This window comes from Croceicoccus hydrothermalis (assembly GCF_022378335.1).
In the GTDB taxonomy this organism is placed as follows: domain Bacteria; phylum Pseudomonadota; class Alphaproteobacteria; order Sphingomonadales; family Sphingomonadaceae; genus Croceicoccus; species Croceicoccus hydrothermalis.
The window spans coordinates 1-23,360 of sequence record NZ_JAIQCI010000016.1 but is presented as its reverse complement, the minus strand read 5'-3'; the positions used below and the strand labels follow the sequence as shown (position 1 = coordinate 23,360).

Here is a 23,360-nt window from a genome sequence, read left to right as displayed (position 1 = left end):
CGGATAGACAGAGGACGAAAGCCCACATGCGTATCGACTTGATCCCGACGGGGTCCAACCCGCCCGACAGCCTGAATGTCGTCATCGAGGTTCCCGTTGGCGGCGAACCGGTGAAATATGAATTCGACAAGGATTCGGGCGCATTGTTCGTCGATCGCATCCTGCATACGCCGATGCGCTATCCCGCCAATTACGGGTTCGTGCCGCACACGCTCTCGCCCGATGGCGATCCGCTCGACGCGCTCGTCGTGGCGCGCAGCCCTTTCGTGCCCGGTTGCGTCGTGCGCGCGCGTCCCATCGCGGTGCTCAACCTCGAGGATGAGCATGGCGGCGATGAAAAGCTGGTCTGCGTGCCCGAGGATTCGACCTTCCCCTACTACACCAAGGTATCGGAAAAGGACGATCTGCCCGAAATCGTGTTCAAGCAGATCGAGCATTTCTTCACCCATTACAAAGACTTGGAAAAGGAAAAATGGGTCCGCGTCGGCACCTGGGGCGGCGCCGAGGAAGCGCGCCGCATCGTGATCGAGGCGATCGAGCGCGAGAAGCAGGCGAAGAACGAAAAGGGCTGAAATCAGGGGCTGAGGCGCCCCTCACCCATCCCATGAAAAAGCCCGGCGGCATCAAAACCGCCGGGCTTTTTCGTATTGAGTGCCCCCGGTGTCGGCGCGATCATTCGACCGGACGGCTGGAATCGAGCAGATCGGCCTCGCCGGTGACTGCGCGCTCACGATCGACCAGCTCCGCGATGTGGTTTTCGGGCCGCGTGCTCCGCGCCTGTGCCTCGCTTTCGCCGCTCGCCCGCTTGCGCGCCGTGGCAGGGGGCGGCGCGGCGGGCGCCGGGCCCGGCACCTGCGATATGCTGGCCCCTTCGCCCAATGCGAGCGGGCTGCCGGAATCGAAACGCAGCCGGTAGATCGGCTCAGGCAGGGCAAAGCCTGCCTCCTCCAGCGCGTCCTTCGCCGCCTTGATCGCGATGGACCGTCCTTTAAGGAAATCGGTCTCTTCCTGATCGACCCAGCCGCGAAAGCTGATGACGATATTGGAATCGCCAACCTCGCGGATGACGGCGGTCGGCTCGGGTTCGTCGAGCACGAAATCGAGACCGCGCAGCGCCTCTATACCCGTGGCCATGCCGTCCACCGGATTGTCGTCCGCATCCACGCCGAGATCGAATTCGAAACGCCGCTGCGGATTGCGGGTGTAATTGAGGATGACCGATTTGAAGACGGTCGAATTGGGAATGCGCAGATGGTTGCCGTTCAACGTCATCAACACGGTGGCCCGGCTGGTGAGGCGCACGACGCGGCCTTCATTCCCCTCGATCATCACGTGGTCGTTGGCACGAAACGGCTGCCGCAGCGACAGCATCACGGACGAAATATAATTGTCGATCGTGTCGCGCACGGCAAAGCCCACCGCGATGCCGATGACGCCCCCGATGCCGAGCACCGCGCCCAGCAATGCCGTCGCGCCGAGGATTTTCAGCGCGAGGTAAAGACCGAACAACACGCCGATGAACTTGATCGCACTCGACAGCAATTCGGTGACGAAGGCATTCGGCGTCACCTTGTCGAGCAGCCAGCGCATGCGCGAGATCGCCGCGAACAGCAGCGCCACCAGAACCGCGACCACCGTCGCGACAAGGATCAGCGGCAACATCCGGACAAGGCCGCGCGCCTCGTCCACGATCCCGCCCAGCGTGGGCGCAAGGTTGCTGTTGACGGCAAGGTCGCGCTCGATCCGGTTCGACACGGTGACGACGCCCGTCACGCGCGATGCGATGTCCTCGGCCTGCTGCGCGGCCTCTGCCTGCGCGACATTCCCGGTGAGCGTAACGACGCCCTGCTCCACCTCGACGCCCACGTTGGCGAGCGGTTCGATCGCAGCGAAGATATTGCGGATGCGCGCGGCGATGCGAATGTCCTGCTCCGCACCCTGTTCGGCCTCGATCTCCTGCGCGGGGGCCGCCGGTTCGGCTGCGCCGCCGCTCGAAAGATCGGGCAGGGCGGCATGGACAGGCGCGGCGAAAAGCAGCAGCGCGGCGGCAAGCATCATGCGGCGCATCGTCGTTATCCCCCCGCCACGGTCATGCCGTCGACGCGCAGGCTGGGCACGTTGACGGCGCGAATATCGTCGAGATCGTCGGCGGCGGTCATCTGCGCGAACATGTCCAGAAGATTGCCGGCGATGGTAAAGCCCGACACCGGCCCGGCAATCGCGCCATTCACGATGCGAAAGCCCGATGCGCCGCGGCTGTAATCCCCGGTCACGAGATTGACCCCCTGCCCGATCAGCTCGGTCACGAGCACGCCGTCACGAATGTCGGAGATGAGCGCATCGCGCGACACATCGCCGGCGTTCAGGGTCACGTTGCTGGTCGCGACGGCGGGCGAACCGCCGCCACTGCGCGCCGCATGGCCCGTCGGACGGCGGCCAAGCTTGCGCGCCGATGCGCTGTCGAGCAGCCAGCCCGTCAGCCGCCCTTCGGCCACGAGATCGCACGGCGCGGTCGGCAATCCCTCCCCGTCGAAGGGGCGCGAACGCAGGCCGCGATGGCGCAGCGGATCGTCGGTCACGGTGATGGCGGACGGGAATATGCGCTTCCCCTCACATTCGAGGAGAAAGCTTGCCTGGCGTGCGATGCTGTGGCCCGAAATGGCCGCGGCGAGATGGCCGAGCAGCGTCCCGCCCACGCGCGGATCGAAGACGATCGGCATAGGCCCGCTCTTCATCGTGCCGGGGTGGAGCCGTTCGAGCGCGCGATCGGCCGCAAGCGTCCCGATCTCCTCCTCGTCCGGCAAGTCCTCGCCGTGGCGCGCGCTGCGCCCGGCATAGCCGCGCTCCATCCCCGCGCCCTTCCCCGCGACGAGCGAGATCGACCGCGAATGGCGCGCCTGCTCGTAATGCCCTGCAAAACCGTGGCTGGTCACCAGCGCGGCGATGGCGCGGCCATAGCTTGCCGCGGCGCCGTCGCTATTGGTGATGCCGGATCGCGCGCGGCCGGCGGCCTCGGTCCGTTCCGCCGCTTCACGCAGCGCGTCCGGACCCGGCGGCGGCGACAGGAGATCGAGCGCGGGGGGCGTTCCGTCCATCAACATGTCGGCAGGCGCCAGCCCGGCATAGGGGTCGGCGGGTGCCGCCTCCGCCATGGCGACGGCCCGGCGCGACAATTCGTCGAGCGCGGCCTCGTCCGCGGCGCTCGACCCGATGGTGGCGCTTTTCTGCCCGATAAAGACGCGCAGGCCGAAATGCTCGGATTCGGAACGCTCCACCTCTTCGAGAGCGCCGAGCCGGACATGCACGGTTTCGGACAAATCACCGAGATAGACGGCATCGGCCGCATCCGCGCCCAGCCGCCGCACGCGGGCGATAAGATCGTGGCATCGGCTCTCGGCCTGCTCGGCGTTCAGCACGGGTTGGATCTCGACATGCCGGTTTCTCCTGAATTCGAAACCGGCGGGATAGGCATTGCAGGCAAGCGGGGCAAGCACGCTGGGCAAGCGCCGCCGCCGCGTTCAACCCGTCGTGCGCATCACCCCTGGAACATCCGCGCAAGCCCCGCGATCGCGAACGGCAGCCCGATCGCCCCTGCCAAGATCAGCAATTGATCGCGGCGATAGGCCCCGCGATATTGCGGATCATGCGCCGCGGTGTCCGACATCCCGGCCCATCGCCGCTCCAGCTTCAGACAGATCGGGATGATCGCCAGCACCAGAATGACCAGCGCCATATAGGGCAGAAGGGTGCCGGAAAATTCCTTGAGCTGCTTTACCGTGACGAAGATCTGCAGGACCGTGTACACCAGAAGCGCGTAGGCGATATTGTCGCTGATCTTCCTCGGCCAGCCGCGGGGCGCGTTGACCCGCGATGACGGTTGTTCCCGCCTTCGATGCAAGCGGGCGCTGCGTTCGATTCGTGTTTGCGATCCTGCCATGCCGCACGATCCTTTCCCGTTTATTCGTGGTTCGAGTATCATTTGTTTCGCAGCCAAGGTCAATGCCGCTGCATTTGCGGCTGTTCCGGGCGCGCAGCCTGATTTCACGGAAGGTTTCCCATGCACGAATCCTGCCAAACCGATTGCATGACGGCGTTGAGAAGGCTTTAATGGTTTGCAGGCCATGATATGCGTCGCAAACCGATCGTGACCGATACCCCGCCGCAACCCAAGGATCTGACGCCATCGCTACCGAGATCGCTCTCGACCCCGCCATAGACCCCGAAGAGACCGCCGCGCCCCCCGTGCCGCAAGGCGGGCTGGAGGTGCTGTCCATCGCCAAGAGCTATGACAAGCGGGCGGTGCTTACCGACATATCGCTGTCCGTCGCGAAGGGCGAGGTGCTCGGCCTGCTCGGCCCGAATGGCGCGGGCAAGACGACGTGCTTCTACTCGATCATGGGGCTCGCACGGCCCGATTCGGGCCGGGTGTTGCTCGACGGGAACGACATCACCAACCTGCCGATGTATCGCCGCGCGATCCTGGGCCTCGGCTATCTCCCTCAGGAAACCAGCATCTTTCGCGGGATGAGCGTCGAACAGAACATCAATTGCGTCCTCGAACTGGTGGAGCCGGACAAACAGGTCCGCGCCGCCGAGCTGGAGCGGCTGCTCGACGAATTCGGGCTGACCCGGCTGCGCGAAAGCCCGGCGATGGCGCTTTCGGGCGGGGAACGGCGCCGCGCCGAAATCGCCCGCGCGCTTGCGGCGAAACCGTCGATCATGCTGCTCGACGAACCGTTTGCCGGCATCGACCCCCTTTCGATCAGCGATATTCGCGACCTGGTGAAGGATCTGAAAGGGCGCGGCATCGGCGTGCTCATCACCGATCACAACGTGCGCGAAACGCTCGAAATCGTCGATCGGGCCTGCATCATCTATGGCGGGCAGGTCCTCTTTGCCGGCAGCCCGGAGGCGCTCGTTGCCGATGAAAACGTGCGGCGGCTCTATCTTGGCGAGGGGTTCACCCTGTGATGTCGGCGCACGCCCACCTGCCGGATCCGTGCGGCTGACGATCCATGGCCATCGGCCCCCGCCTCGACATACGGCAATCGCAATCGCTGGTGATGACACCGCAATTGCAGCAGGCGATCCGCCTGCTGACGCTGTCGAACCTGGAGCTTGAAAGCCACATTGCCGACGCGGTGGCGGATAATCCGCTGCTCGAACTGGGCGAGACGGGCGAGGTTGCGGCTTCCGCTCCGGCCGAGGCCGAATTGCCCGACGCGGGCAGCACCGACGGCGCCAACGCACTCGATATCGCGCCCGATGCGGCGGATCGCGATTTCGACACCGGCGACGGGATCGGCGCGCGCGAGGGGAGCATGGGCGCGGGCGCCGCGTCCGATGGCGATTATGACATCGCCGAACGCGCCGAGGATGCCGCCACGCTGGCGCAGCATCTCCACGCGCAGATCGGCGCCGCGGGCGGGACGGCGGCGCTTCGCTTCGTGGCCGGCCATCTGATCGACCATCTCGACGAGGCGGGCTATCTCGTCGGTGATCTTGCCGACATCGCCGTCTCGCTCGGCATCGATCTGACCGAGGCGGAACGGGCGTTGATGCTGCTGCAAACGCTCGACCCGACAGGGGTGGGTGCGCGCTCACTGTCCGAATGTCTCGCGCTACAGGCGAAGGAGGCCGATCGTCACGACCCGTGCATGGCGGCGCTGCTCGCCAATCTCGACCTGCTCGCGCATGGCAATCTTGCGCAGCTGCGCCGCATTTGCCGCGTCGACGACGACGACCTTGCCGACATGATCGCCGAATTGCGTCGTTACGATCCCAAACCCGGCCATCGTTTCGGCGGCGGGGCGGCGATGCCGGTGGTGCCCGATGTCCTCATCCGCCGGGCAAAAGACGGTTGGGGCGTGGCGATCAATAGGCGCACGCTTCCGCGACTGGTCGTCAATCGCGACTATTACGTGCAGATGAAGCGTCATTGCCGCGACCGCGCCGCGCAAGGCTGGCTGGGTGAAAAGCTGACCGACGCGAACTGGCTCACCCGCGCGCTGGATCAGAGGCAGCGCACCATATTGAAGGTCGCGCATGAAATCGTGCGGAGGCAGGACGGTTTTTTCCGCCGCGGCGTATCCGCGCTCGTCCCGCTGACCCTGCGCGAGGTTGCGGAAAAGGTCGAACTGCACGAATCGACGATCAGCCGGGTGACATCGAACAAGTTTTTGCATTGCGAGCGGGGCACGTTCGAGCTCAAATATTTCTTCGGTTCGGGGGTCGCCCATAGTGACGGCGAGGGTGGCGCCTCCGCCGAAGCCGTAAAGGCCGCCATCCGCCAGCTTTGCGATGCGGAGGACCCGAAGAAGATCCTGTCGGACGATGCGCTGGTCGAATGTCTGAAGGATCGTGGCTATACGCTCGCCCGGCGGACGGTCGCGAAATATCGGGAGGCCATCGGCATCGGCTCCTCGGTACAGCGTCGCCGACTCAAGCGCATCGCCGCCGGCGGGTGATCCACCCCTCGCAGGGCGCATCGCGCGGCCACATTCCTCCGTTTCGGACCTGACGTCAAACGGCGCAATTCGGGGGGCTGGAACGGATCTGAAGTCGCGATCCACCTAGGCTTCAGTGCCTTGGGTCCATTTCACACCTTATTAACCTTTGTCGCCCATCATTTGTATGGTTAATTCGGGGCACTGGCTCTTCCGGACCGGGGACTACGGTGGCCGCGGGCGGGGCGATACGAAACAGGGAAGCGACATCATGCGGATTTTGTTGATCGAAGACGAACCGACCACGGCAAAGGCAATCGAGCTCATGCTGGGCGGCGAAGGCTTCAATGTCTATCAGACCGATCTTGGGGAGGAGGGGCTCGATCTCGGGCGGCTCTACGATTACGACATCATCCTGCTCGATCTCAACCTGCCCGACATGCACGGTTACGACGTGCTCAAGAAACTGCGCGTGGCCAAGGTACAGACGCCGGTTCTCATCCTTTCGGGGATCGCCGAAATGGATTCGAAGATCCGCAGCTTCGGCTTCGGCGCGGACGATTACGTGACCAAGCCCTTTCACAAGGACGAATTGATCGCGCGCATCCATGCCGTCGTTCGCCGGTCGAAGGGGCATTCGCAATCGGTGATCAAGACCGGCAAGCTGGCCGTGAATCTCGATACCAAGACGGTCGAGGTGGCAGGCTCGCGCGTGCATCTCACCGGCAAGGAATATGCCATGCTGGAGCTGATGTCGCTGCGCAAGGGCACGACGCTGACGAAGGAAATGTTCCTCAACCACCTGTACAACGGCATGGACGAGCCGGAGTTGAAGATCATCGACGTGTTCATCTGCAAGCTGCGCAAGAAGCTGTCGATAGCGTGCGATGGGGAAAACTATATCGAGACCGTGTGGGGCCGCGGCTATGTCCTGCGCGATCCGGCGCAGGAGGCGGAGGCCGCCTGACCCTCGCCCCCTTCCCTTCGCGACCGCGACGCGGGATGGAGGGAGCGGGCGAAGATAAGGCGGGCGGAGCGCAAAACCCGCACCGTCGCATCTCGACGCAGGCCGCGCCACCCGCTATCGGCGCGGCATGACGGCGAACAAGGAAGGCGACCCCCTCACGCTCAACCGGCTTTATGGCCGGTCCAAGGGGAAGAAACTGCGCAGCGGGCAGCAGGAGCTGCTCGACGAACTCTACCCGCAGATCGCGGTGCCGGACGACGGGCCGATCACCGCAGCCGGCCTGTTCGGAAGCGATCGCCCGCTGCATTTCGAGATCGGCTTCGGTTCGGGCGAGCATATGGCCGGGCGTGCCGACATGCTTCCGGACCATGGCTTCATCGGGGCGGAACCCTTCGTGAACGGCGTGGTGGGCGCGCTGCTCCATGTGCGCGAACGGTCGCTGCCGAACGTGCGGCTGCACATGGGGGATGCGTTGCAAGTGCTCGACCGGGTTCCCGATGGCGCGCTCTCGTTCTGCTATCTGTTGCATCCCGACCCTTGGCCGAAGGCGCGCCATGCGAAGCGCCGGATGATGAACGACGGCCCGGTCGATCTCATCGCGCGCAAGCTGAGGCCGGGCGGCGAATTCCGGTTCGGCACGGACCATCCGATCTATCTTCGCCACGCATTGATGGTGATGCAGCGTCATGCCGCGGCCTTCGAATGGCTGTGCGAGACGCCCGCCGATTTTCAGGTGCGGCCCGGCGGCTGGCCCGAAACACGATATGAGGCCAAGGCCCGGCGCCAGGGGCATGAGGTCTGGTACTTTCGATTCAGGCGACGCTAGACTACGCTGATGTTGTAAAAACAACGACTTAGCCAAAAACATCTACGCCAGGATTGCCTCCAATTCGCCCCTTTTTCCGCTTGCGTGATTACCCGGTGATTGCCAGAAAAAGGCCACGAGGTATCGCATGGCAACAGGAAAAATCAGCAAGCGCACGGTCGATTCGCTCCCGGTTGGACCAAAGGAAAACTATCTTTGGGACACCGATCTTAAGGGCTTTGGCGTCAAGATTACAGCTGCTGGATCAATCAGTTACATAATCCAGTTCCGAATGGGCGGACGAGAAGCGAAGACCCGTCGTTTCACGATCGGATCACATGGATCGCCCTGGACACCGACTACTGCACGCTTGGAGGCTGAGCGATTGTTGGTGATTGTTGCGCAGGGCATTGATCCGGTTGATGCGGAAAAGCAGCGCCGACGGGAAGCTGTCGACCTCGCCTTCTCGAATTACGCTGACCTCTTCACTCGCTCCTGCAAACGCGAGGGATGGCGTCGCCTCGTGGAACGATCCATTCGCCTCTACCTCAAGCCCACATTCGGAATGAAGGCGCTGCCAGCGATTACGAAGATCGACGTCGTATCGGTTCTCGATCAGATGCCGCCCAAGCAGGTGGCAAACCGGCGAAATGTCTTTGCCGTTATGCGCCGCCTGTTTCGCTGGGCCGTGAGTCGCGGAGATATCGATCGCAGTCCGATGGAGGGCATGGAAACGCCGCCTCCGGTCAAGCCACGAGAGCGCTGGCTCAAGGATGGCGAACTCCGCCATATCTGGGACGCGGCACCGGAATGTCATCGATGCTTTGGTCCAATTGTCAGACTTCTGATCGTGACCGGACAGCGCCGTGAAGAAGTCTCCGGGATGCAATGGCAGGAGCTCAGTCGCAGCGAAAGATTGTGGACCCTGCCCGGATCTCGGACCAAGAACGGAGAACCAAACTCCATTCCGCTCAACGATCTTGCAATCGCCGAGCTCGACCGGGAGGCTCGCGGCGAGAAGTGGCCACGCAAAGGCCGCGTCTTTGCGACAGCTAGTGGGGCGGGCTTTACGGGATACGCCAAGGGGAAGGTGAAGCTCGACAGCCTGATCGAGGAACGTCGCGAAGAGCCGCTCGACGCCTGGCGCCTTCATGATCTACGACGAACCCTCGCTACGAACTTTCAGCGGCTTGGCGTTCGGTTTGAAGTCACCGAAGCCGTTCTCAACCACGTCGGCGGATCTCGTGCCGGAGTCGCCGGCATCTACCAGCGCCACGATTGGAAGGACGAGAAGCGCCAGGCACTCGATGCCTGGAATGATCACCTCGCGACGGTTCTGTCCGAGAGTGGAGAGACCACCTAACTCATTGGCGAGGGCTAGGCGGTCTGCTGGTTCAAACGTCCGACCAAAGCGGGTACCAGAGCCTCGATGTGTTGATGATATGCGCGTACCGCCCGGGTTGAGCCATCGAAACCCTGCTGAGCTGTTCGCTCAATTTGCTCAAGGGCATGCGACGCCCCAGGCCAAATCTCCGGCTCGAGTTCACGTATCGGGTGGAGTCTGTCGCTAATGCGTTCGACCAAATGTACGCGAAACCGATTGCCTGAGTTTGCCGCGATGTCTCTGAAGACATGCGCCAATCGGTCGGCATAAGCACCCTGAGTGACGTTGGATCCTTCGTCGATTTCCAGTGATTTGCGGTCGGTGTCGGAAGTGTGCTCCAAAAGCAGCGCGTTGACTTGCAGGATGTCGCGCAAGGCCTGTTCGGTAAGCAGCGGTACGCGAAATCCTTCGCCGGGCGTGAGGTCGACCAGCCCTTCGCCGACAAGCTGGTTCAGGCTGTCTCTTACCGGCGTCATGCTTACTCCGAAATCGTCAGCCAGTCGCATCGCCTCGAGCTTCGCACCGGCCCGGAAGCGCCCTTCCAGCAATGCATTTTTAAGCCGCCTATACGTAGGCTCGAGGACGTGAGCGGGACTCATCGCCCGCTGCGGCGCGTCTCGGCGAACTCACGAACCGCTTCTTTCTGGTCGGGGCGCAGACTATCGGTTGCCTGCGGGAATTCGGGCACCTCGTCACGCAGCAGAACCGACGGGCATTGCCCTTCGAAATTACCCAGGTTCGGGCGGTGCTGCACATAACCGGCCAGTTCGGCGAGTTCGGGCGAGAACTCTTTTGCTACTGCTGGCGGATAGGCCAGCCAGAGATTCTCGTAGGGTTTGAGCCAGCCGAGACTGTAGCCGATTACGACACCGCGGCGGACATCCTCGGTCTGGTTTGGCCCCGCTCCATGGACGGTGGAGCCGAGAAAGCAGATGGCATCGCCGGGCTTGCAAACTGCGACTATGGGATCGTCGAGACTTTCGAGATTGTCGACAGGCTTCCTGTGCGTCCCGGGGTAGATGCGTGTCGCGCCATTGAGGCGAGTAAATTCGGTCAGCGGCCAGATGACGTTGAGAAGATATTCGTGATCGCCCTTGCGGCCTGCCCACATATCCTGATCGCAATGCGGAAACTGTTCTATCTCGCCGGGATGGATCGCGATCGCCTGGGCGACATTGAGCTGTATCCGGTCGCAGGCGCTGCCGAGAATTGCGCGGGCGAGCGATAGGACTAGCGGCTGCAGGACCAGATCGCCCGCGACCTGCGAGCGGCGAAGGAGGCTTCCAAACCGTTTGGTCCGATGCCCATAGAAGTCTCCCTTGCCGAGTGGCGCCTGCGCAAACGCAGCTTCCAGGTCGGCATCGAGTGCGGCGATCTGTTGCTCGGCGACAAGCTGCGGAATGATGCAATAGCCATCCTCTTGCAGCTGATCGAGCCAATACGCCTCGCTCGGCGCAGTCATGCTGCCAGCTCCATACCACCATAGGCTTCCGGCTGAGGATTGCGGCAGTAGATCCCTGCGTTGGCGAGTTGCGCGCGTGTATCCTGGTCGATGTCGATGCGAAGAGCGACAAGCTCCTGTCTATCGATGAAAAGGTTCGGCCCCAGCTGCTGGCAGCGCCAGCCGAACTGAGCGATCTGCCGGAACCAGGGCACCGGGGCGACCGCCGAATAACCAGAGATCCCTTCCGATAGCGCAAAATCGGCGAGTGCGGAGACGAGCTGGTTGCGGACACCCCGGCGATCAGCGCGCGGCAACGTGGGATCGATACAGAAACGGGTAATCTCGCGAAATGTCTCATCCTGCGGAACCGGTCCGGTGCACAGCTGTGGAAAGAGATCGCGCAAGATATGAGGTCCATCAGAACGCAGGAGCCGGGCCGATGCACGATGCTCGCAATTTTCGCCGGTGAGGACGAGATAGGCGGCCGAGGGCGTATCGAACTGGTCGATTTCAAAGGTCTCGTCGAGCACCGGAACGTCCCACCCAAGAAGATCCACGAACACGCGCTTGCGCGCCTCGAACATGGCGCGAAGTGCCGGATCGACCAGGCTTGCACCACTTATACCGCTGCTTTGCTGCATGAAGATTACCTGTGAACTTGATGACTGCTCGCATCTCATCAAATCCGGATAGGCAGCGACATACCAAGAATTGGGGAGGGCCACATCTGGCGCTCTACAGGGCGAGTTTACTGACCGCCCCACCTGTGCGATGAGCTTCAGCGTTTGAAAATCAACAAGATACGACAGGTATCCTATCGGTCCGATTCTGTTCATCCCGAGAAGGTCACAAGCTGGCTATGAATGCAAAAGTCATCACGAATTTCCAGCTTGGCAGCCGCGAATCCTCCTCGGCGCCGGATGTCTTGCCCCTGGCTACAGAGCATGCGCTGCAATCCGCCGGAGCTGCTTTCCATGCGCTCGCCGACACCATGCCGCAGATGGTTTGGTCGACTCTTCCCGACGGCTCCCACGATTATTACAATGCGCGCTGGTATGAATTCACGGGTGTCCCTGTCGGATCAACCGACGGCGAAGGATGGGCCGGGATGTTCCATGAGGATGACCAGGCCGACGCATGGAAGAAATGGAACCACAGCCTCGCTACCGGCGAACCGTACGAGGTTGAATATCGCCTGAGGCATCACAGCGGCGATTATCGCTGGATGATCGGTCGTGCGCTGCCGATCCTCAACGAGGAGGGTGAGATCCAGCGCTGGATCGGCACTTGTACGGATATCGACGAGCAGAAGCGCACCGCCCTCCAAAACGAAATCCTGAGTCAAGAGCTCAGCCATCGCATCAAGAACATCTTCGCGATTGTTTCCGGTTTGATCAGCCTGACAGCGCGCGCAAATGAAGCGTTCGGTGAAGCGTCGCGCGACCTGCTGGGCCGGATTTCCGCGCTGGGGCGCGCGCACGAATTCGTCCGGCCCCACAGCGAAAAGTCCCAGCCCGAGGGCAAGGAAGTGACCCTCGCCACGCTGCTTGCGACGATCTTCGAGACCTATCCTGCCTTTTCCGAAAGAAGGATTGCTATTTCCGGCCCCGATATCGCGGTCGAAAGCCGCGCCGCCACGCCGGTTGCATTGGTGTTCCACGAGCTGGCTACCAACGCGATGAAGTACGGAGCTCTGTCCAATCCCGAGGGAAGGATTTCGCTGGACCTTTCAACCGAGGACGAGATGGTCCGCTTCCGCTGGAGGGAACACGGAGCTCACATCGACAAGGCGAGTGAGCCTCAAACGGGTTTCGGAAGTCGCCTCATCGAGTTGGCCGTGAAGCAACAGCTAGGAGGCAATTACGAGAGAACCTGGCATGACGATGGCGTTGAACTCGTCATGGATGTCCGAAAAAGCAGGTTGCAGGAGCCTAGTTAAAGAAGAGCCTAAGACGGGCTGGCGGATCGATTTTTTCGCCCTTCCGGACCGCAATGACATAGTCGAGAACCTGCTTGAGAATGCTAAGATCGACCGGTTTTTCCAGCGCGCCCAGCGTTCCGCTCACCCCTTCGCCGAGTTGTGCGGGATTGGCGGTTACGAAAATAACCTCGATCCCGAAATCCGCAGCAAGCTTCTCGCCGATCCTCGGACCAGTGGCTCCATCGGCCAGATTGACATCGACGAGCGCCACATCGATCGCGTCTGAAGCCTTTGCCAATGCCGATTGCATGTCGTCGGCTATGCCTGCGGATTCATGACCGAGATCGTGAACCACCGCCTCCATTTCGACAGCTATGAGGAATTCGTCTTCGACAATCAGAATGGTGGTCGGCATGGAAAGCTATCAAAAGTTAAATGACGAGGCTCTGTAGTGAGGGGACGGACAGGGCGCATATTCGTTCCCTCGCCTCGTCGCATCCGGCTTCGATCGAAATAGCTTCAAGACGCGCACCCGTTCCGACGGCATAGCTTCACTATCGGGCGCCAGGACCATGACCAAAGAGCGTATCTATGATGGGGCATTCCGGAACATCACTGCCTTCGCAGCGGGCTGATACATCGGCTAGCGTGCGCTCCAACCTAGTCAAATCAGCAATTTTAGCTCGCACGCTGGCCAGATGGTTATTGGTCAGATCCCGAACCTCGCCGCAGCTGTAGGGGTGCGAATCAACGAGGCTGAGCAGGCTTTTGAGCTCCTCGATCGAAAAACCCAGATCGCGGCCGCGCAAGATAAAGCCGAGCCGCGCCTGGTCGCCGGGTGGATAGAGCCTGTGCCCGCTTGCCGTACGCTCGGGAGGCTGAAGCAGACCGATGTTCTCGTAGTAGCGGATTGTCTCAAGGTTGCAGCCCGACCGTCTGGCCAGTTCTCCCCGTTTGATCACTTGCGATGCTGTCATGAGCCATATGCCAATTAGTGCTTGAACCTGTAGTTACTACAGGGAGTACATTGGTTTCCATGGTCGATCAAATGCACAAGAACGCGCAGCTCTTATGGGCGAGCGGCGGGACGCTCGGCGCGATACTCGCCTCGTCCTGCTGTATTGCCCCGCTGTTATTGCTGAGCCTTGGCATCAGCGGCGCGTGGATCGGCAATCTCACTGCGCTCGAACCGTACAAATGGGTATTTATCGCCATTGCGGTTGTCTTTTTGGCCCTTGGATTCCGGCACGTCTATTTTCGGCAAGCCGAACCTTGCGAAGACGGAACATATTGCGCGCGGCCCGGAGCAAACCTGCTCGTCAAAAGCTCCCTGTGGCTGGCGACCGTATTGGTCGCTGCCTCGTCCACGGTCGAGTGGTGGGCGCCGCAATTCTACTAGGAGTTCGAAAGATGAAGAAGACGATGATCGTCGCAGTTGCGATACTGGGACTGGCCGGAGCGGCTATCTGGGCAGCGACCTTGTTTCCGCCAAACTCCGACGAACGGGTTCAACAAAATTCCGCGCATCTGCAATCGGCAAGTTTTGCGGTCGAGAATATGACCTGCGCGACCTGCCCGATAACGGTTCGGCGCGCGATGGAAGGCGTGGCAGGCGTGCACGAGGTGACTATCGATTACGAGACCAGGACGGCGACTGCGCAGTTCGATCCTGAGCGAACAACCACAAGCGCGATCGCCGCGGCGTCGACCGAGGCCGGATATCCGGCGATCCTTTCAGAGAGCGCGCTATGATCGAACTGAAGTCCGAGATCACATGCCCTACTTGCGGGTACAAAAAGCTCGAAAGAATGCCGACGGATGCCTGCTGGTTTTTCTACGATTGCAATGGTTGCGGTGTGAAACTCCGCCCCAATGCGGGCGATTGCTGTGTCTTCTGCTCATTCGGCACCATCCCCTGCCCGCCGATCCAGGAAACGCGTGCCGATCGCAAGGGCGCCACATGTTGCGGAGGGCGGTGAGATGAGTACGCGAAACTTCGATCTTATAGTGCTGGGTGTTGGTATGGCGGCCGTAAATGCCGCCAACAAATGCGCCTCAGCCGGTTGGTCGGTCGCGGTGGTCGACGCACTGCCTTATGGCGGCACCTGCGCCCTGCGCGGCTGCGATCCGAAGAAAATGCTCCGCCGCGGGGCGGAAATCATCGACGCAGCGCGGCTCATGCACGGCAAGGGCATCGAACCGAACGACATCGCCATCAACTGGCCCGATCTGGTCGCCTTCACGCAGACGTTCACCGACAAAATGCCCGGTCGGATCGAAAACGGTCTGGAGAGCAACGGCGTCACTACCCTTCACGGGAAAGCGCGCTTCGTCGGCGAAGATACCGTCGAAATCGACGGCGAGGGGCAGTTTCAGGCAAACCATTTCCTGATCGCAACGGGTGCCAAGCCGCAGACGATAGATGTTCCCGGCTCCGAACACCTTACCGACAGCACCGAGTTCATGCGGCTTGATGCGCTGCCCGAACGCATCCTGTTCATCGGCGGCGGCTTCATCTCGTTCGAGTTTGGCCATATCGCAGCACGCGCCGGCAGCGAGGTGTGCATGATCGATCGCGGCGAGAGACCGCTTAAAGGTTTCGATGCCGATCTTGTTGAAAGACTCGTCGCGCGAGGCGAGGAAGTCGGCGTCCAACTGCGACGGCGCACGTCACTCAAATCCATCAAGAAGGACGGGACGGACTTTCTTGTCACGGTAGAAACGGGTAGCGAAACGAAAGATTTGCGCGCCGATCTCGTCGTCCAAGGCGCGGGCCGCGTCGCGGCAATTGATCAGCTCGATCTGGCCGCAGCCAATGTCGAGGCAGGTGACAAGGGCGTTGCGGTCAACGCCTACCTGCAAAGCACGTCCAACCCGAAAATCTACGCTGCCGGGGATGCCGCCGATACGCAGGGTGCCCCGCTTACGCCTGTCGCGGTTTTCGAGGGCAAGGTAGCTGCGTCCAATATGCTCAAGGGCAACCGGACCAAGCCGGATTATTCGGGAGTTCCGAGCGCTGTATTTACCGTACCGGAGCTAACCCGCGTTGGCATGCTCGAACAGGATGCACGAGAGGCCGGGCACGATATCCGCGTCGTCGAGAATGACACCGGCGACTGGTATTCCAACCTTCGCGTTGGCGAAAGCTGCGCTGCAACCAAGGTTATAATCGATAAGGACAGCGACACTATCCTGGGCGCCCATCTGCTCGGACCCGAATATGGCGAAATCATTAATTTCTTCGGTTTGGCCATCCGACTTGGACTGACAACAAGCGATCTCAAGAAAATGGTATCGGTGTATCCGAGCGTGGGCTCCGATCTTGGCTCCATGCTATCGTAGTTGCGCCTCGCTTGGTCCAGTAAAGCCATCAACCGGGTAATCCCGTTTGCGATCGACAGTCGAAATCTCGATAGAGGTCAGATGATGACCTTTCTCGCATATCTCGGTGCTGCAATTGCTGAAATTGCGGGCTGTTTCGCTTTCTGGGCGTGGTTGCGTATGGACAAGTCGGCTTGGTGGCTCGTTCCGGGCGTGGCTTCACTCGTCCTTTTTGCCTATTTGCTAACGCTGGTCGATGCCGAGCATGCAGGTCGAACTTATGCTGCCTACGGCGGGGTCTACATTCTGTCCGCGCTTTTGTGGCTTTGGATCGCAGAAGGCGTGAAGCCCGATCGGTGGGACACTCTGGGCGTGGCGATCTGCCTTGTAGGCGCCGGCGTCATCTTGCTCGCCCCCAGACCGGTATGAGGCACATCCGCATCAAGCCAAATGGAATATACCACGCGTCCGATTGGCGATCGCTACCAGCGACAACATGACAGGCACTTCTACGAGGACGCCTACCACCGTAGCCAAAGCAGCTCCGCTCCCTAGGCCGAACAGGCCGATCGCAACCGCCACCGCCAGTTCGAAAAAATTGGACGTGCCGATAAGAGCGCAGGGCGCGGCTACTGCGTGCGGGACCTTCCACGCTTTGGCCCAGCCATAAGCGATGAAGAAGATGCCGTAGCTTTGGACAACAATGGGCGCTGCAATCAGCGCGATCAACAGCGGTCGGGCGACAATGGTTTCCGCCTGGAAGCCGAACAGCAGCAACACCGTCAGCAGCAGGCCGATGATCGAGAGCGGCTTCATGCGCCCCGTGAATTCGGACACCGCCGCTTCATCGCCGCCATGGGTCGCGAGAAGCCGATGCCGCACAATGGCACCGGCTGCGAGCGGCACGACCACATAGAGCGCGACCGAGAGCAGCAGCGTCTCCCACGGGACCGCAATGTCGGTCACGCCCAGCAGCAGCGCGACAATGGGCGCGAAGGCCACGATCATGATGAGATCATTCGCCGCGACTTGCACCAGCGTATAGGCAGGATCGCCCCTGGCGAGCTGCGACCATACGAAGACCATCGCGGTGCAAGGGGCCGCACCCAGCAGGATCAGCCCGGCGATGTATTGCTGGGCATCGGCAGGCGCGATCAGGTCGGCAAAGACGACCTCGAAGAACAACACGCCAAGTGCAGCCATCGTGAAAGGCTTGATGAACCAGTTCACTACCAGCGTGATGATCAGGCCCTTTGGCTTGTCACCGACGCGACGCACCGCGCCGAAATCGACCGCCACCATCATCGGGAATATCATCGCCCAGATCAGTACTGCGACGACAAGATTGACCGAGGCGTATTCGATGCCCGCTAGCGAGGCGAATAGCTCTGGCGCTGCATTGCCGAGCGCAATCCCGGCGAGGATCGCGCCGCCGACCCAGACCGAAAGCCATTTCTCGAACAGGCCTAGCCCCGCCGCGCGGGCGTCCATGTCAGCAGCTGCAGCGGTCATTGTTCATCCGCCTCGTGGCCAATGGCTTGCAGCTTTTCGCGCAGGGCAATCTGCTCGAAGCTGGCAATCGGCAGCGCCAGCATCAGGTCGATACGGCGCTTCAGCATGCGAAACGCATCGAGGAAGGCCGCTGCCTTCTCTGCATCGCTGCCCTCGACCGCCGCCGGATCAGGAATGCCCCCGTGCGCGGAAGTCGGACGACCCGGCCATACTGGGCAAGTCTCGGCCGCCGCGCTGTCGCAGACGGTGAAGATCAGATCGAATTCTGGTCCTTCGGCAAACTCGCTCCAGCTCTTTGAGGAATAGCCATCTGCCGGATAGCCCAGTGTCTTGAGCGTATGGATCGCCCAGGGATTCACTGTGCCGATCGGATTGCTTCCGGCGCTGTAGGCCTTGAATCGACCCTCACCGTCTTGGTTGAGGATTGCCTCACCCAGGATCGAACGAGCGGAATTGCCCGTGCACAGGAACAGCACGTTCAGCGGTTGATCTAACATCAGTTACCTCAGCAGCAGGACGTCTTGGCAGGTGCCAGTTGCGGCGCGCAGCAGGCGCCCAAAGTGGCAATGGCAGATGCGAGCTGGTCGAGGTCAGGACTGCCGCCATAGGTCGTGCTCTCGCCATCGGTCAGAAAAGCTTCCCAGACGACGCCATCTGGATCGGCGATCCAGCTCTTTTCCGACTGCGCGTAGCAGCAAGTCGTCGCGCCTTCTTCGAGCACCGGGCGGTCAGCAGCCTTGAGGCGGCCATAGACCTCTTCGAGTTCGCTCTTGTCCTCGACCTGCAAGCCGACATGCTCGATGCCTTTGGCAGCAGCCTCGCGCATCGAAATCGCGAAGTTGATGCGCGGATCTTCCAGCATCCACTTGGCATAGTCGGCCTTCACCACGTCGGGCTCGGCACCGAACAGGCTTGAATAGAAGGCAATAGAGTGGTCGATGTCGGTCACGCCGACATGCACGTGAAAGCGTTTCATCAGGCGCTCTTTCGTTGAGGAGAAGGAAAGCATTCGGTATCCTGGGAACAGGACATGCCGCCGCAGCAGTTCTCGGTGAGGTAGCCCATCAGGCCATTCATCGCGGCATAGTCCGCCGAATAGATGATCGAGCGGCTTTCGCGCCGCTGGGTGACCAGCCCCGCATTGCCCAGTTGGGCAAGGTGAAAGCTCATTGAAGACGGAGGCACTTGGAGTTTCTCAGCTAGCACCCCAGCGGCAACGCCTTGCTCCCCGGCCTGCACGAGCAGGCGGAATGCGGCGAGGCGATGCTCCTGTGCCAGAGCAGATAGGGCTCGGATCACGCGGTCGGCTTGCATCGCTCACTCCAATGATTCGATAACTATTAAAATATCGAAATGCCGAGAGAAGTCAAATTGCTTTCTGAACGGTTGCGAAATAGGCAGTACGGCCATGTTCGAGTGATTGAGAGGCAGTGGCGCGAAAACTAGCCTGTGTCCCGCCAACGGATAATGTCGGCAAACCCGATCAACCCGTCGAACAGCGCCGCGACGACGAGGGACTGTTTACAATGGACCTGGTAGCGCTCGCGGGCCATCTTAAGATGCTGAATGACGGTTTCGGTGCTGATTTCGAGTATCATGGCCGTTTCAGCTGCAGTCTTCCCTCTTGCAACCCAAAGCAGACACTCCCGCTGCCGATCGGTCAGGGAAGGGACCTTCTCATCGAACTTTTCTGAACTCAGGCCCAGCGCACAGCTCAAAGCCAGCGTCCCGATCATTTCCGCGACGGCGAAGCGCCGTCGGGGCAGTTCTCGCTCGGGTCGAACAGCAAAGGTGCAGGTGCCGTGCCCTATCCCGGGCAAATGCCGCGGAACAGTATAACCATTGCCAATTCCGCATTCCCGGCCGACATTGAGCATTTGACGGTCGCCGCGCGTGAGAGGGACGAGTTCGTCAATCCAGTCCCAGGCGAAACCGATGATGGTCTTGTCACAGGCTCTTCGCACCGGATCCTGCCCTGCGAGGTCGAAGGCAATATAGACTTTCGCCCATTCGTCGGGATAGTCGTGCAATAGCAGGCCCGGTGCCTCGCACGATGTCGAACGCATCTCCAGGCTAAGCGCGAAGTGGTCGAAGCCAAGGCGCCGGGAAACCTGTTTAAGCGCACCGTCGAGTTCAGTGTCCGAACGGACATTGATAAGTTCAGTTGCGAATTCCTCCGCGAGATATGCGTACATAGACCTGCCGTTCGATCGGCAGCACGCAATCCAACACGCCGCCACCTGACCGCCTGCTCGGTGCCGGATCAGACGGTTCCATTCCACCTGTTCCAGCAGTTGCAGTTGCGACCCTCAAGGTCCGGTTCCAATCCGGGCGCGCCGCAAAATTCAGCAGCATGCCCCACGAAAAACCATAGTGCATTCAGTGCGTTTGAAAAGAGCGGAGCCGGCTTTGGCGAAGCAAGCCGAGATAGCCGTGCGACGCCATTCGCCGCGCCTCAACCACGAGACGCTGGGTCTGGCGGCGTTGCGATGACGATTTCCAGTCAATGGCGCGCTGCGCGGACAATCCCCGATAAACAATGGTTCCAGCGATATCTTTTAGCATAACACCCTCAGGCGCCCGGGATAAAGCATCAAGTATGGCGAGCAGCAAGTGGAAGCGGTGGGACTGATAGGCAGTGGGCTGCAACTGGTTTCGCACGCTGGGAGCAGCGGAACCATCTACACAGCAGTGAAACGCATCGAGCGCCGCCAGCCTGATCGGAAACGACTGGTCCCGAGGGATCAGATAATTGTCTCCACCCAACCGGGCGGAGGCCATAACGAGCAGCCGATGGCGAGCGCCACCACCGGCGAGGACCAGATGATCTCCCGCATTGCTGGTTCGCTTGGAGATCAGGTCGCACGTTGCGCGCGCCGCCTTGACTGCGCGCCCACCGCCAAGAATTACCACATGAGCGTTTTCCTCGGCTTGCCAGATCGCCGGATGGCTGCGAGCTGAAAGGTCGGGATCAATCGGGAAATTCAAGGCCCCATGAACGCGCCATTCGGCGGCAAGCTGGGGATTGCGGGTCGAAACCGCTTTCGCTGGCGATCCGTGCGTATTGTTGCCGGTACGCGGCATTGCGGCGCAGGAATTCCTGCGCGAAATCCGAATAGTCGAATGCGCCTGTCCGGTCGTTGCTGTCAAATGGTCGATCCATGAAGCACCTCCTTTCTCGCCGATTTCGCTAGAGGCGCCAGCACCGCGCCGACATTCCATGACCTAGGGGGCCGCCTCCCCAATATTGGGCATATTTGATCAGGCGCTCGCCGAGACCGTTGCTTTCTTAGGGAAGGCGACGACCGCCGCCACAAGCGGGTCCAAAACGGCTCTACTTACCTCTTGCAAGCCATTTCTATGTTGGGCAGATTGACAGCGCGCGGATTGATATTCTGGCACCATCCGCGTGGATCTTTCCGCCGGACATCATGCACGCCGGTCCATCGCAGGCCCGGCGGCCGGACCGATCAAGGGGCACAAACTAGGCCCCGGACGGCGGCACAGACCTGGAACCCGCACGCAGTTCGCCACGGCGAACTCAGGTTGCGGTCGCCTCCAAGTTCGAAGCATGACTCAAATTGCCGCCGAAATTCGGCACCAATCTCCCCAGTGCGTGGGTCCCGCATATTGCGCTGCAAAGGTAAGCCGAACGGTCGGTCGCCGCCGCACACTCGATGCCCTCTACCGCGAGGAACGGGCTGGACTGATCGCCTATCTTGCGCGCCGCGTGGGCTCCGAACGCGCCCGCGACCTGGCACAGGACGTGTTCCTGCGTGCGGCGACCAGCAAGCAGCTGACGGAACTCGTCAATCCGGCGGGCTTTCTGAGGCGGATTGCATTCAACTTGATGGTGGACGAGGCGCGGCGGCAAAAGTGCCGGGTCAGGACCCAGCCACTTCTGGAGAACGCAGACGCGCCAAGCCGTGCTGCGCAAGAAGATGCCGTGCATGTCCGTGAAACCCGGCAAGCGCTGGAAATCGCGCTCGCAGAGCTCCCCGAAAAGTGCGCGCGTATCTTCGCGATGAACCGCTTCGAGAAGAAATCCTACCGAGAGATACATATCGAACTCGGCATCGCACTGCCGACGGTCGACTATCACATGATGAAAGCTCTTGCGCATTTGCGTCAAGCGCTGGGTCACAGTTGGTGACTGCAGGCATCCGGCCAAAAGGGACCACTCAAAATTTAATTTCAATTGAAACTAAGGTGCTCGCAAAAGTGAGCGTCATCTTCTGTAGCGGCCGGTCCGCGCCAAAACAGGGAGATATCAATGTCGTCGACAATTCGCACACTTTCCGTCCTTCTAACCGGGGCAGCATTTGCAGGTGCCGCTCCTCCTCTTTTCGCCCAAGACAGTCCAGGCGAACAGGCACAAGATGACGCTGCCGAGGTTGGCGATACAGCTTTGGACGAAGAGAGTTCCGCGATCGTTGTCACGGGAACGCGTATCCGAGGCGCACGGGTCGTAGGTGAAGTCATCGAGCTTGATCGCGAGACGATCGTCGAGACGGGCCAGGTGGACCTCGGCGAAGCGATCCGCAACCTACCCCAGAATTTCTCGGGCGGTCAGAACCCTGGGGTTGGTTCGGGCGGCGGCATCGGCAATGAAAATGTAAATTCAGCATCGTCTCCCAATCTGCGCGGGCTTGGGCCCGATGCGACGCTGACATTGCTCAACGGTCATCGCCTTCCATACAACTCGGCGTCCCAGGGCGTCGACATCTCCGCCATTCCGCTCGCCATTGTCGACCGGCTCGAGGTCGTCCCCGATGGAGCTTCAGCGCTCTATGGCTCGGACGCGGTTGGCGGCGTTGTGAACGTCATCCTGCGCCGCGACTTTGAGGGCGTGACAACCTCGGCCCAGATTGGAGCGAGCACCGATGGAGGCAACTTTCGCCAACAGGCCGACATAGTCGCAGGCACAATCTGGAACAGTGGCGGCTTCGTCTTCGCCTACGACTTCGCGAACAATTCCGGGATTGAGGCGAGGGAGCGCGCCTATGCAGGATCACTGCTACCGGAAACCTTGCTTTATCCCTCAAACCGGCGCCACGCCGTAACATTTTCGGCGCACCAGAGCTTGTCAGAAGGCGTGGAGGCCAATCTCGACGCGCTCTATTCGTATCGCGAATCAACCACCATTGATGGCACGCCGGCCCAGCGCATTCGGCGTGAGCCCGACCTCGAGACCTTTTCCGTAGCGCCGTCGCTGCAGTTTGACCTTGGGCCGAGTTGGAAGGCCAATCTCGCGGGTGTCTTCGGGCGCGATCGAACCCGCTTCCAGACCAGTTTCATTCCAGAGACAGGTCCGGCGCGCGTCTCTACGGGAAGCTACCTGCATCAGATCACCTCGCTGGAAATGGGTGCGGAAGGCCCGGTTATCACTCTTCCCGGCGGCGAGACGCGCTTGGCTGTCGGCATCGGATTTCGTAACAATCGACTCGAGTACTCTCTGGAAAGCGCGATCCTCAATGCGCTGTTCGCCGTCAGCACCAATGGCACAGATTTACGGTTGTAGATTAAGGAGGATTTGGGTCTCGTCGTAGTGACGAAGGAA

General features: G+C 61.0%; 29 protein-coding genes. 14 read left to right on the top strand and 15 right to left on the bottom strand.

Annotated elements, in window-relative coordinates; translation table 11 throughout:
• The first annotated feature begins 26 nt into the window (after positions 1 to 26).
• Positions 27 to 572: an inorganic diphosphatase gene (gene ppa, locus K4G67_RS10435; RefSeq protein ID WP_239806312.1), complete on the top strand. Its 546-nt coding sequence runs from the start codon at positions 27 to 29 to the stop codon at positions 570 to 572.
• 100 nt (positions 573 to 672) lie between these two features.
• Here ppa and K4G67_RS10430 read toward each other — a convergent pair whose 3' ends face one another.
• From K4G67_RS10430 to K4G67_RS10420, 3 genes are all read right to left on the bottom strand, one after another.
• Entirely contained in the window at positions 673 to 2,067 is a 1,395-nt protein-coding gene (locus tag K4G67_RS10430) for a mechanosensitive ion channel family protein (RefSeq protein ID WP_239806311.1), read from the bottom strand.
• Between the two features lie 5 nt (positions 2,068 to 2,072).
• Positions 2,073 to 3,416 (bottom strand): TldD/PmbA family protein, encoded by a 1,344-nt coding sequence (locus K4G67_RS10425; protein WP_239806384.1) that lies wholly within the window; start codon positions 3,414 to 3,416, stop codon positions 2,073 to 2,075.
• Positions 3,417 to 3,535: 119 nt separating this feature from the next.
• Complete coding sequence (locus tag K4G67_RS10420) at positions 3,536 to 4,123, bottom strand: hypothetical protein (RefSeq protein WP_239806310.1); 588 nt, start codon at positions 4,121 to 4,123, stop codon at positions 3,536 to 3,538.
• A 71-nt stretch (positions 4,124 to 4,194) separates the two neighbouring features.
• Here K4G67_RS10420 and lptB point away from each other — a divergent pair, with 71 nt between their 5' ends.
• From lptB to K4G67_RS10395, 5 genes are all read left to right on the top strand, one after another.
• Positions 4,195 to 4,971, top strand: a complete 777-nt coding sequence (lptB, locus tag K4G67_RS10415) for an LPS export ABC transporter ATP-binding protein (RefSeq protein ID WP_239806383.1) — start codon at positions 4,195 to 4,197, stop codon at positions 4,969 to 4,971.
• A gap of 44 nt (positions 4,972 to 5,015) precedes the next feature.
• Entirely contained in the window at positions 5,016 to 6,467 is a 1,452-nt protein-coding gene (gene rpoN, locus K4G67_RS10410) for an RNA polymerase factor sigma-54 (RefSeq protein ID WP_239806309.1), read from the top strand.
• Between the two features lie 250 nt (positions 6,468 to 6,717).
• Complete coding sequence (ctrA, locus tag K4G67_RS10405; RefSeq protein ID WP_239806308.1) at positions 6,718 to 7,413, top strand: response regulator transcription factor CtrA; 696 nt, start codon at positions 6,718 to 6,720, stop codon at positions 7,411 to 7,413.
• A gap of 127 nt (positions 7,414 to 7,540) precedes the next feature.
• Positions 7,541 to 8,239, top strand: a complete 699-nt coding sequence (trmB, locus tag K4G67_RS10400) for a tRNA (guanine(46)-N(7))-methyltransferase TrmB (RefSeq protein WP_239806307.1) — start codon at positions 7,541 to 7,543, stop codon at positions 8,237 to 8,239.
• A gap of 127 nt (positions 8,240 to 8,366) precedes the next feature.
• Positions 8,367 to 9,581, top strand: coding sequence for a tyrosine-type recombinase/integrase (locus K4G67_RS10395; RefSeq protein WP_183309189.1), 1,215 nt, complete (start codon positions 8,367 to 8,369; stop codon positions 9,579 to 9,581).
• 14 nt (positions 9,582 to 9,595) lie between these two features.
• Here the strand turns inward: K4G67_RS10395 and K4G67_RS10390 are convergent, their stop codons facing one another.
• From K4G67_RS10390 to K4G67_RS10380, 3 genes are read right to left on the bottom strand one after another with little or no spacing between them, the layout of a single operon-like run.
• Positions 9,596 to 10,201 carry a GntR family transcriptional regulator gene (locus tag K4G67_RS10390; RefSeq protein ID WP_082134998.1) on the bottom strand — a complete coding sequence of 202 codons (606 nt, stop codon included), beginning with the start codon at positions 10,199 to 10,201 and terminating at the stop codon, positions 9,596 to 9,598.
• Positions 10,198 to 11,064, bottom strand: a complete 867-nt coding sequence (locus K4G67_RS10385; RefSeq protein WP_088712523.1) for a phytanoyl-CoA dioxygenase family protein — start codon at positions 11,062 to 11,064, stop codon at positions 10,198 to 10,200. The genes K4G67_RS10390 and K4G67_RS10385 overlap by 4 nt, the downstream gene beginning before the upstream one ends.
• Positions 11,061 to 11,882 carry an acyl-homoserine-lactone synthase gene (locus K4G67_RS10380; RefSeq protein ID WP_224199573.1) on the bottom strand — a complete coding sequence of 274 codons (822 nt, stop codon included), beginning with the start codon at positions 11,880 to 11,882 and terminating at the stop codon, positions 11,061 to 11,063. The genes K4G67_RS10385 and K4G67_RS10380 overlap by 4 nt, the downstream gene beginning before the upstream one ends.
• A 23-nt stretch (positions 11,883 to 11,905) precedes the next feature.
• On the opposite strand from K4G67_RS10380, the gene K4G67_RS10375 reads away from it, so the two are divergent.
• Positions 11,906 to 12,985 carry a sensor histidine kinase gene (locus tag K4G67_RS10375; protein ID WP_054527743.1) on the top strand — a complete coding sequence of 360 codons (1,080 nt, stop codon included), beginning with the start codon at positions 11,906 to 11,908 and terminating at the stop codon, positions 12,983 to 12,985.
• Here K4G67_RS10375 and K4G67_RS10370 read toward each other — a convergent pair.
• Together K4G67_RS10370 and K4G67_RS10365 are read right to left on the bottom strand one after the other, a co-directional pair.
• Positions 12,978 to 13,382 (bottom strand): response regulator, encoded by a 405-nt coding sequence (locus tag K4G67_RS10370; RefSeq protein ID WP_010240358.1) that lies wholly within the window; start codon positions 13,380 to 13,382, stop codon positions 12,978 to 12,980. The two genes, K4G67_RS10375 and K4G67_RS10370, sit on opposite strands and share 8 nt — an antisense overlap.
• A gap of 139 nt (positions 13,383 to 13,521) precedes the next feature.
• A complete protein-coding gene (locus K4G67_RS10365) occupies positions 13,522 to 13,944 on the bottom strand; it encodes a MerR family transcriptional regulator (RefSeq protein ID WP_239806306.1) in 423 nt (140 codons plus the stop codon).
• A 59-nt stretch (positions 13,945 to 14,003) separates the two neighbouring features.
• Here K4G67_RS10365 and K4G67_RS10360 point away from each other — a divergent pair, with 59 nt between their 5' ends.
• From K4G67_RS10360 to K4G67_RS10345, 5 genes are all read left to right on the top strand, one after another.
• The gene (locus tag K4G67_RS10360) at positions 14,004 to 14,366 is read left to right on the top strand and encodes a mercuric transporter MerT family protein (RefSeq protein ID WP_239806305.1); all 363 of its coding nucleotides are present in this window, start codon (positions 14,004 to 14,006) and stop codon (positions 14,364 to 14,366) included.
• 11 nt (positions 14,367 to 14,377) lie between these two features.
• Entirely contained in the window at positions 14,378 to 14,719 is a 342-nt protein-coding gene (locus K4G67_RS10355) for a heavy-metal-associated domain-containing protein (protein ID WP_239806304.1), read from the top strand.
• Positions 14,716 to 14,946: a GDCCVxC domain-containing (seleno)protein gene (locus tag K4G67_RS17565; RefSeq protein WP_082379137.1), complete on the top strand. Its 231-nt coding sequence runs from the start codon at positions 14,716 to 14,718 to the stop codon at positions 14,944 to 14,946. The genes K4G67_RS10355 and K4G67_RS17565 overlap by 4 nt, the downstream gene beginning before the upstream one ends.
• The gene (locus K4G67_RS10350) at positions 14,840 to 16,309 is read left to right on the top strand and encodes a dihydrolipoyl dehydrogenase family protein (protein ID WP_239806303.1); all 1,470 of its coding nucleotides are present in this window, start codon (positions 14,840 to 14,842) and stop codon (positions 16,307 to 16,309) included. Before K4G67_RS17565 ends, K4G67_RS10350 begins: the two co-directional genes overlap by 107 nt.
• Before the next feature lie 81 nt (positions 16,310 to 16,390).
• Positions 16,391 to 16,717 (top strand): YnfA family protein, encoded by a 327-nt coding sequence (locus K4G67_RS10345; protein WP_054522830.1) that lies wholly within the window; start codon positions 16,391 to 16,393, stop codon positions 16,715 to 16,717.
• 12 nt (positions 16,718 to 16,729) lie between these two features.
• Here the strand turns inward: K4G67_RS10345 and arsB are convergent, their stop codons facing one another.
• The 7 genes from arsB to K4G67_RS10310 form a co-directional block, all read right to left on the bottom strand.
• Positions 16,730 to 17,800 (bottom strand): ACR3 family arsenite efflux transporter, encoded by a 1,071-nt coding sequence (gene arsB / locus K4G67_RS10340; protein ID WP_239806302.1) that lies wholly within the window; start codon positions 17,798 to 17,800, stop codon positions 16,730 to 16,732.
• Positions 17,797 to 18,297: an arsenate reductase ArsC gene (locus K4G67_RS10335; protein ID WP_476695956.1), complete on the bottom strand. Its 501-nt coding sequence runs from the start codon at positions 18,295 to 18,297 to the stop codon at positions 17,797 to 17,799. The genes arsB and K4G67_RS10335 overlap by 4 nt, the downstream gene beginning before the upstream one ends.
• Positions 18,298 to 18,305: 8 nt before the next feature.
• A complete protein-coding gene (locus tag K4G67_RS10330; RefSeq protein ID WP_010240701.1) occupies positions 18,306 to 18,776 on the bottom strand; it encodes an ArsI/CadI family heavy metal resistance metalloenzyme in 471 nt (156 codons plus the stop codon).
• A complete protein-coding gene (locus tag K4G67_RS10325; RefSeq protein WP_010240699.1) occupies positions 18,776 to 19,114 on the bottom strand; it encodes an ArsR/SmtB family transcription factor in 339 nt (112 codons plus the stop codon). The genes K4G67_RS10330 and K4G67_RS10325 overlap by 1 nt, the downstream gene beginning before the upstream one ends.
• A gap of 128 nt (positions 19,115 to 19,242) precedes the next feature.
• Positions 19,243 to 19,995, bottom strand: a complete 753-nt coding sequence (locus K4G67_RS10320; RefSeq protein ID WP_239806301.1) for a LuxR family transcriptional regulator — start codon at positions 19,993 to 19,995, stop codon at positions 19,243 to 19,245.
• A 184-nt stretch (positions 19,996 to 20,179) separates the two neighbouring features.
• Positions 20,180 to 20,788, bottom strand: a complete 609-nt coding sequence (locus K4G67_RS10315; RefSeq protein ID WP_082379136.1) for a DUF2285 domain-containing protein — start codon at positions 20,786 to 20,788, stop codon at positions 20,180 to 20,182.
• Positions 20,772 to 20,963, bottom strand: coding sequence for a transcriptional regulator domain-containing protein (locus K4G67_RS10310; protein WP_029140658.1), 192 nt, complete (start codon positions 20,961 to 20,963; stop codon positions 20,772 to 20,774). Before K4G67_RS10310 ends, K4G67_RS10315 begins: the two co-directional genes overlap by 17 nt.
• Before the next feature lie 408 nt (positions 20,964 to 21,371).
• Here K4G67_RS10310 and K4G67_RS10305 point away from each other — a divergent pair, with 408 nt between their 5' ends.
• Both K4G67_RS10305 and K4G67_RS10300 read left to right on the top strand, forming a co-directional pair.
• Positions 21,372 to 21,953 (top strand): RNA polymerase sigma factor, encoded by a 582-nt coding sequence (locus tag K4G67_RS10305; RefSeq protein WP_082379135.1) that lies wholly within the window; start codon positions 21,372 to 21,374, stop codon positions 21,951 to 21,953.
• 120 nt (positions 21,954 to 22,073) lie between these two features.
• A complete protein-coding gene (locus K4G67_RS10300) occupies positions 22,074 to 23,321 on the top strand; it encodes a TonB-dependent receptor plug domain-containing protein (protein ID WP_239806300.1) in 1,248 nt (415 codons plus the stop codon).
• Positions 23,322 to 23,360: the final 39 nt, after the last annotated feature.

Bases quoted from the DNA above. Each gene is read 5' to 3' on its own strand.
- K4G67_RS10390 (WP_082134998.1), bottom strand. From the start codon at position 10,201: ATGAGTCCCGCTCACGTCCTCGAGCCTACGTATAGGCGGCTTAAAAAT.
- K4G67_RS10310 (WP_029140658.1), bottom strand. From the start codon at position 20,963: ATGGATCGACCATTTGACAGCAACGACCGGACAGGCGCATTCGACTAT.
- K4G67_RS10365 (WP_239806306.1), bottom strand. From the start codon at position 13,944: ATGACAGCATCGCAAGTGATCAAACGGGGAGAACTGGCCAGACGGTCG.
- K4G67_RS10325 (WP_010240699.1), bottom strand. From the start codon at position 19,114: ATGCAAGCCGACCGCGTGATCCGAGCCCTATCTGCTCTGGCACAGGAG.
- K4G67_RS10355 (WP_239806304.1), top strand. From the start codon at position 14,378: ATGAAGAAGACGATGATCGTCGCAGTTGCGATACTGGGACTGGCCGGA.
- K4G67_RS10380 (WP_224199573.1), bottom strand. From the start codon at position 11,882: ATGAACAGAATCGGACCGATAGGATACCTGTCGTATCTTGTTGATTTT.
- K4G67_RS10420 (WP_239806310.1), bottom strand. From the start codon at position 4,123: ATGGCCTGCAAACCATTAAAGCCTTCTCAACGCCGTCATGCAATCGGT.
- trmB (WP_239806307.1), top strand. From the start codon at position 7,541: ATGACGGCGAACAAGGAAGGCGACCCCCTCACGCTCAACCGGCTTTAT.
- K4G67_RS10305 (WP_082379135.1), top strand. From the start codon at position 21,372: ATGACTCAAATTGCCGCCGAAATTCGGCACCAATCTCCCCAGTGCGTG.
- K4G67_RS10385 (WP_088712523.1), bottom strand. From the start codon at position 11,064: ATGACTGCGCCGAGCGAGGCGTATTGGCTCGATCAGCTGCAAGAGGAT.
- K4G67_RS10375 (WP_054527743.1), top strand. From the start codon at position 11,906: ATGAATGCAAAAGTCATCACGAATTTCCAGCTTGGCAGCCGCGAATCC.
- K4G67_RS10395 (WP_183309189.1), top strand. From the start codon at position 8,367: ATGGCAACAGGAAAAATCAGCAAGCGCACGGTCGATTCGCTCCCGGTT.
- K4G67_RS10320 (WP_239806301.1), bottom strand. From the start codon at position 19,995: ATGTACGCATATCTCGCGGAGGAATTCGCAACTGAACTTATCAATGTC.
- K4G67_RS10335 (WP_476695956.1), bottom strand. From the start codon at position 18,297: ATGTTAGATCAACCGCTGAACGTGCTGTTCCTGTGCACGGGCAATTCC.
- rpoN (WP_239806309.1), top strand. From the start codon at position 5,016: ATGGCCATCGGCCCCCGCCTCGACATACGGCAATCGCAATCGCTGGTG.
- K4G67_RS10350 (WP_239806303.1), top strand. From the start codon at position 14,840: ATGCGGGCGATTGCTGTGTCTTCTGCTCATTCGGCACCATCCCCTGCC.
- ppa (WP_239806312.1), top strand. From the start codon at position 27: ATGCGTATCGACTTGATCCCGACGGGGTCCAACCCGCCCGACAGCCTG.
- ctrA (WP_239806308.1), top strand. From the start codon at position 6,718: ATGCGGATTTTGTTGATCGAAGACGAACCGACCACGGCAAAGGCAATC.
- K4G67_RS10300 (WP_239806300.1), top strand. From the start codon at position 22,074: ATGTCGTCGACAATTCGCACACTTTCCGTCCTTCTAACCGGGGCAGCA.
- K4G67_RS10430 (WP_239806311.1), bottom strand. From the start codon at position 2,067: ATGCGCCGCATGATGCTTGCCGCCGCGCTGCTGCTTTTCGCCGCGCCT.
- K4G67_RS10330 (WP_010240701.1), bottom strand. From the start codon at position 18,776: ATGAAACGCTTTCACGTGCATGTCGGCGTGACCGACATCGACCACTCT.
- K4G67_RS10345 (WP_054522830.1), top strand. From the start codon at position 16,391: ATGATGACCTTTCTCGCATATCTCGGTGCTGCAATTGCTGAAATTGCG.
- arsB (WP_239806302.1), bottom strand. From the start codon at position 17,800: ATGACCGCTGCAGCTGCTGACATGGACGCCCGCGCGGCGGGGCTAGGC.
- K4G67_RS10370 (WP_010240358.1), bottom strand. From the start codon at position 13,382: ATGCCGACCACCATTCTGATTGTCGAAGACGAATTCCTCATAGCTGTC.
- K4G67_RS10360 (WP_239806305.1), top strand. From the start codon at position 14,004: ATGGTCGATCAAATGCACAAGAACGCGCAGCTCTTATGGGCGAGCGGC.
- K4G67_RS17565 (WP_082379137.1), top strand. From the start codon at position 14,716: ATGATCGAACTGAAGTCCGAGATCACATGCCCTACTTGCGGGTACAAA.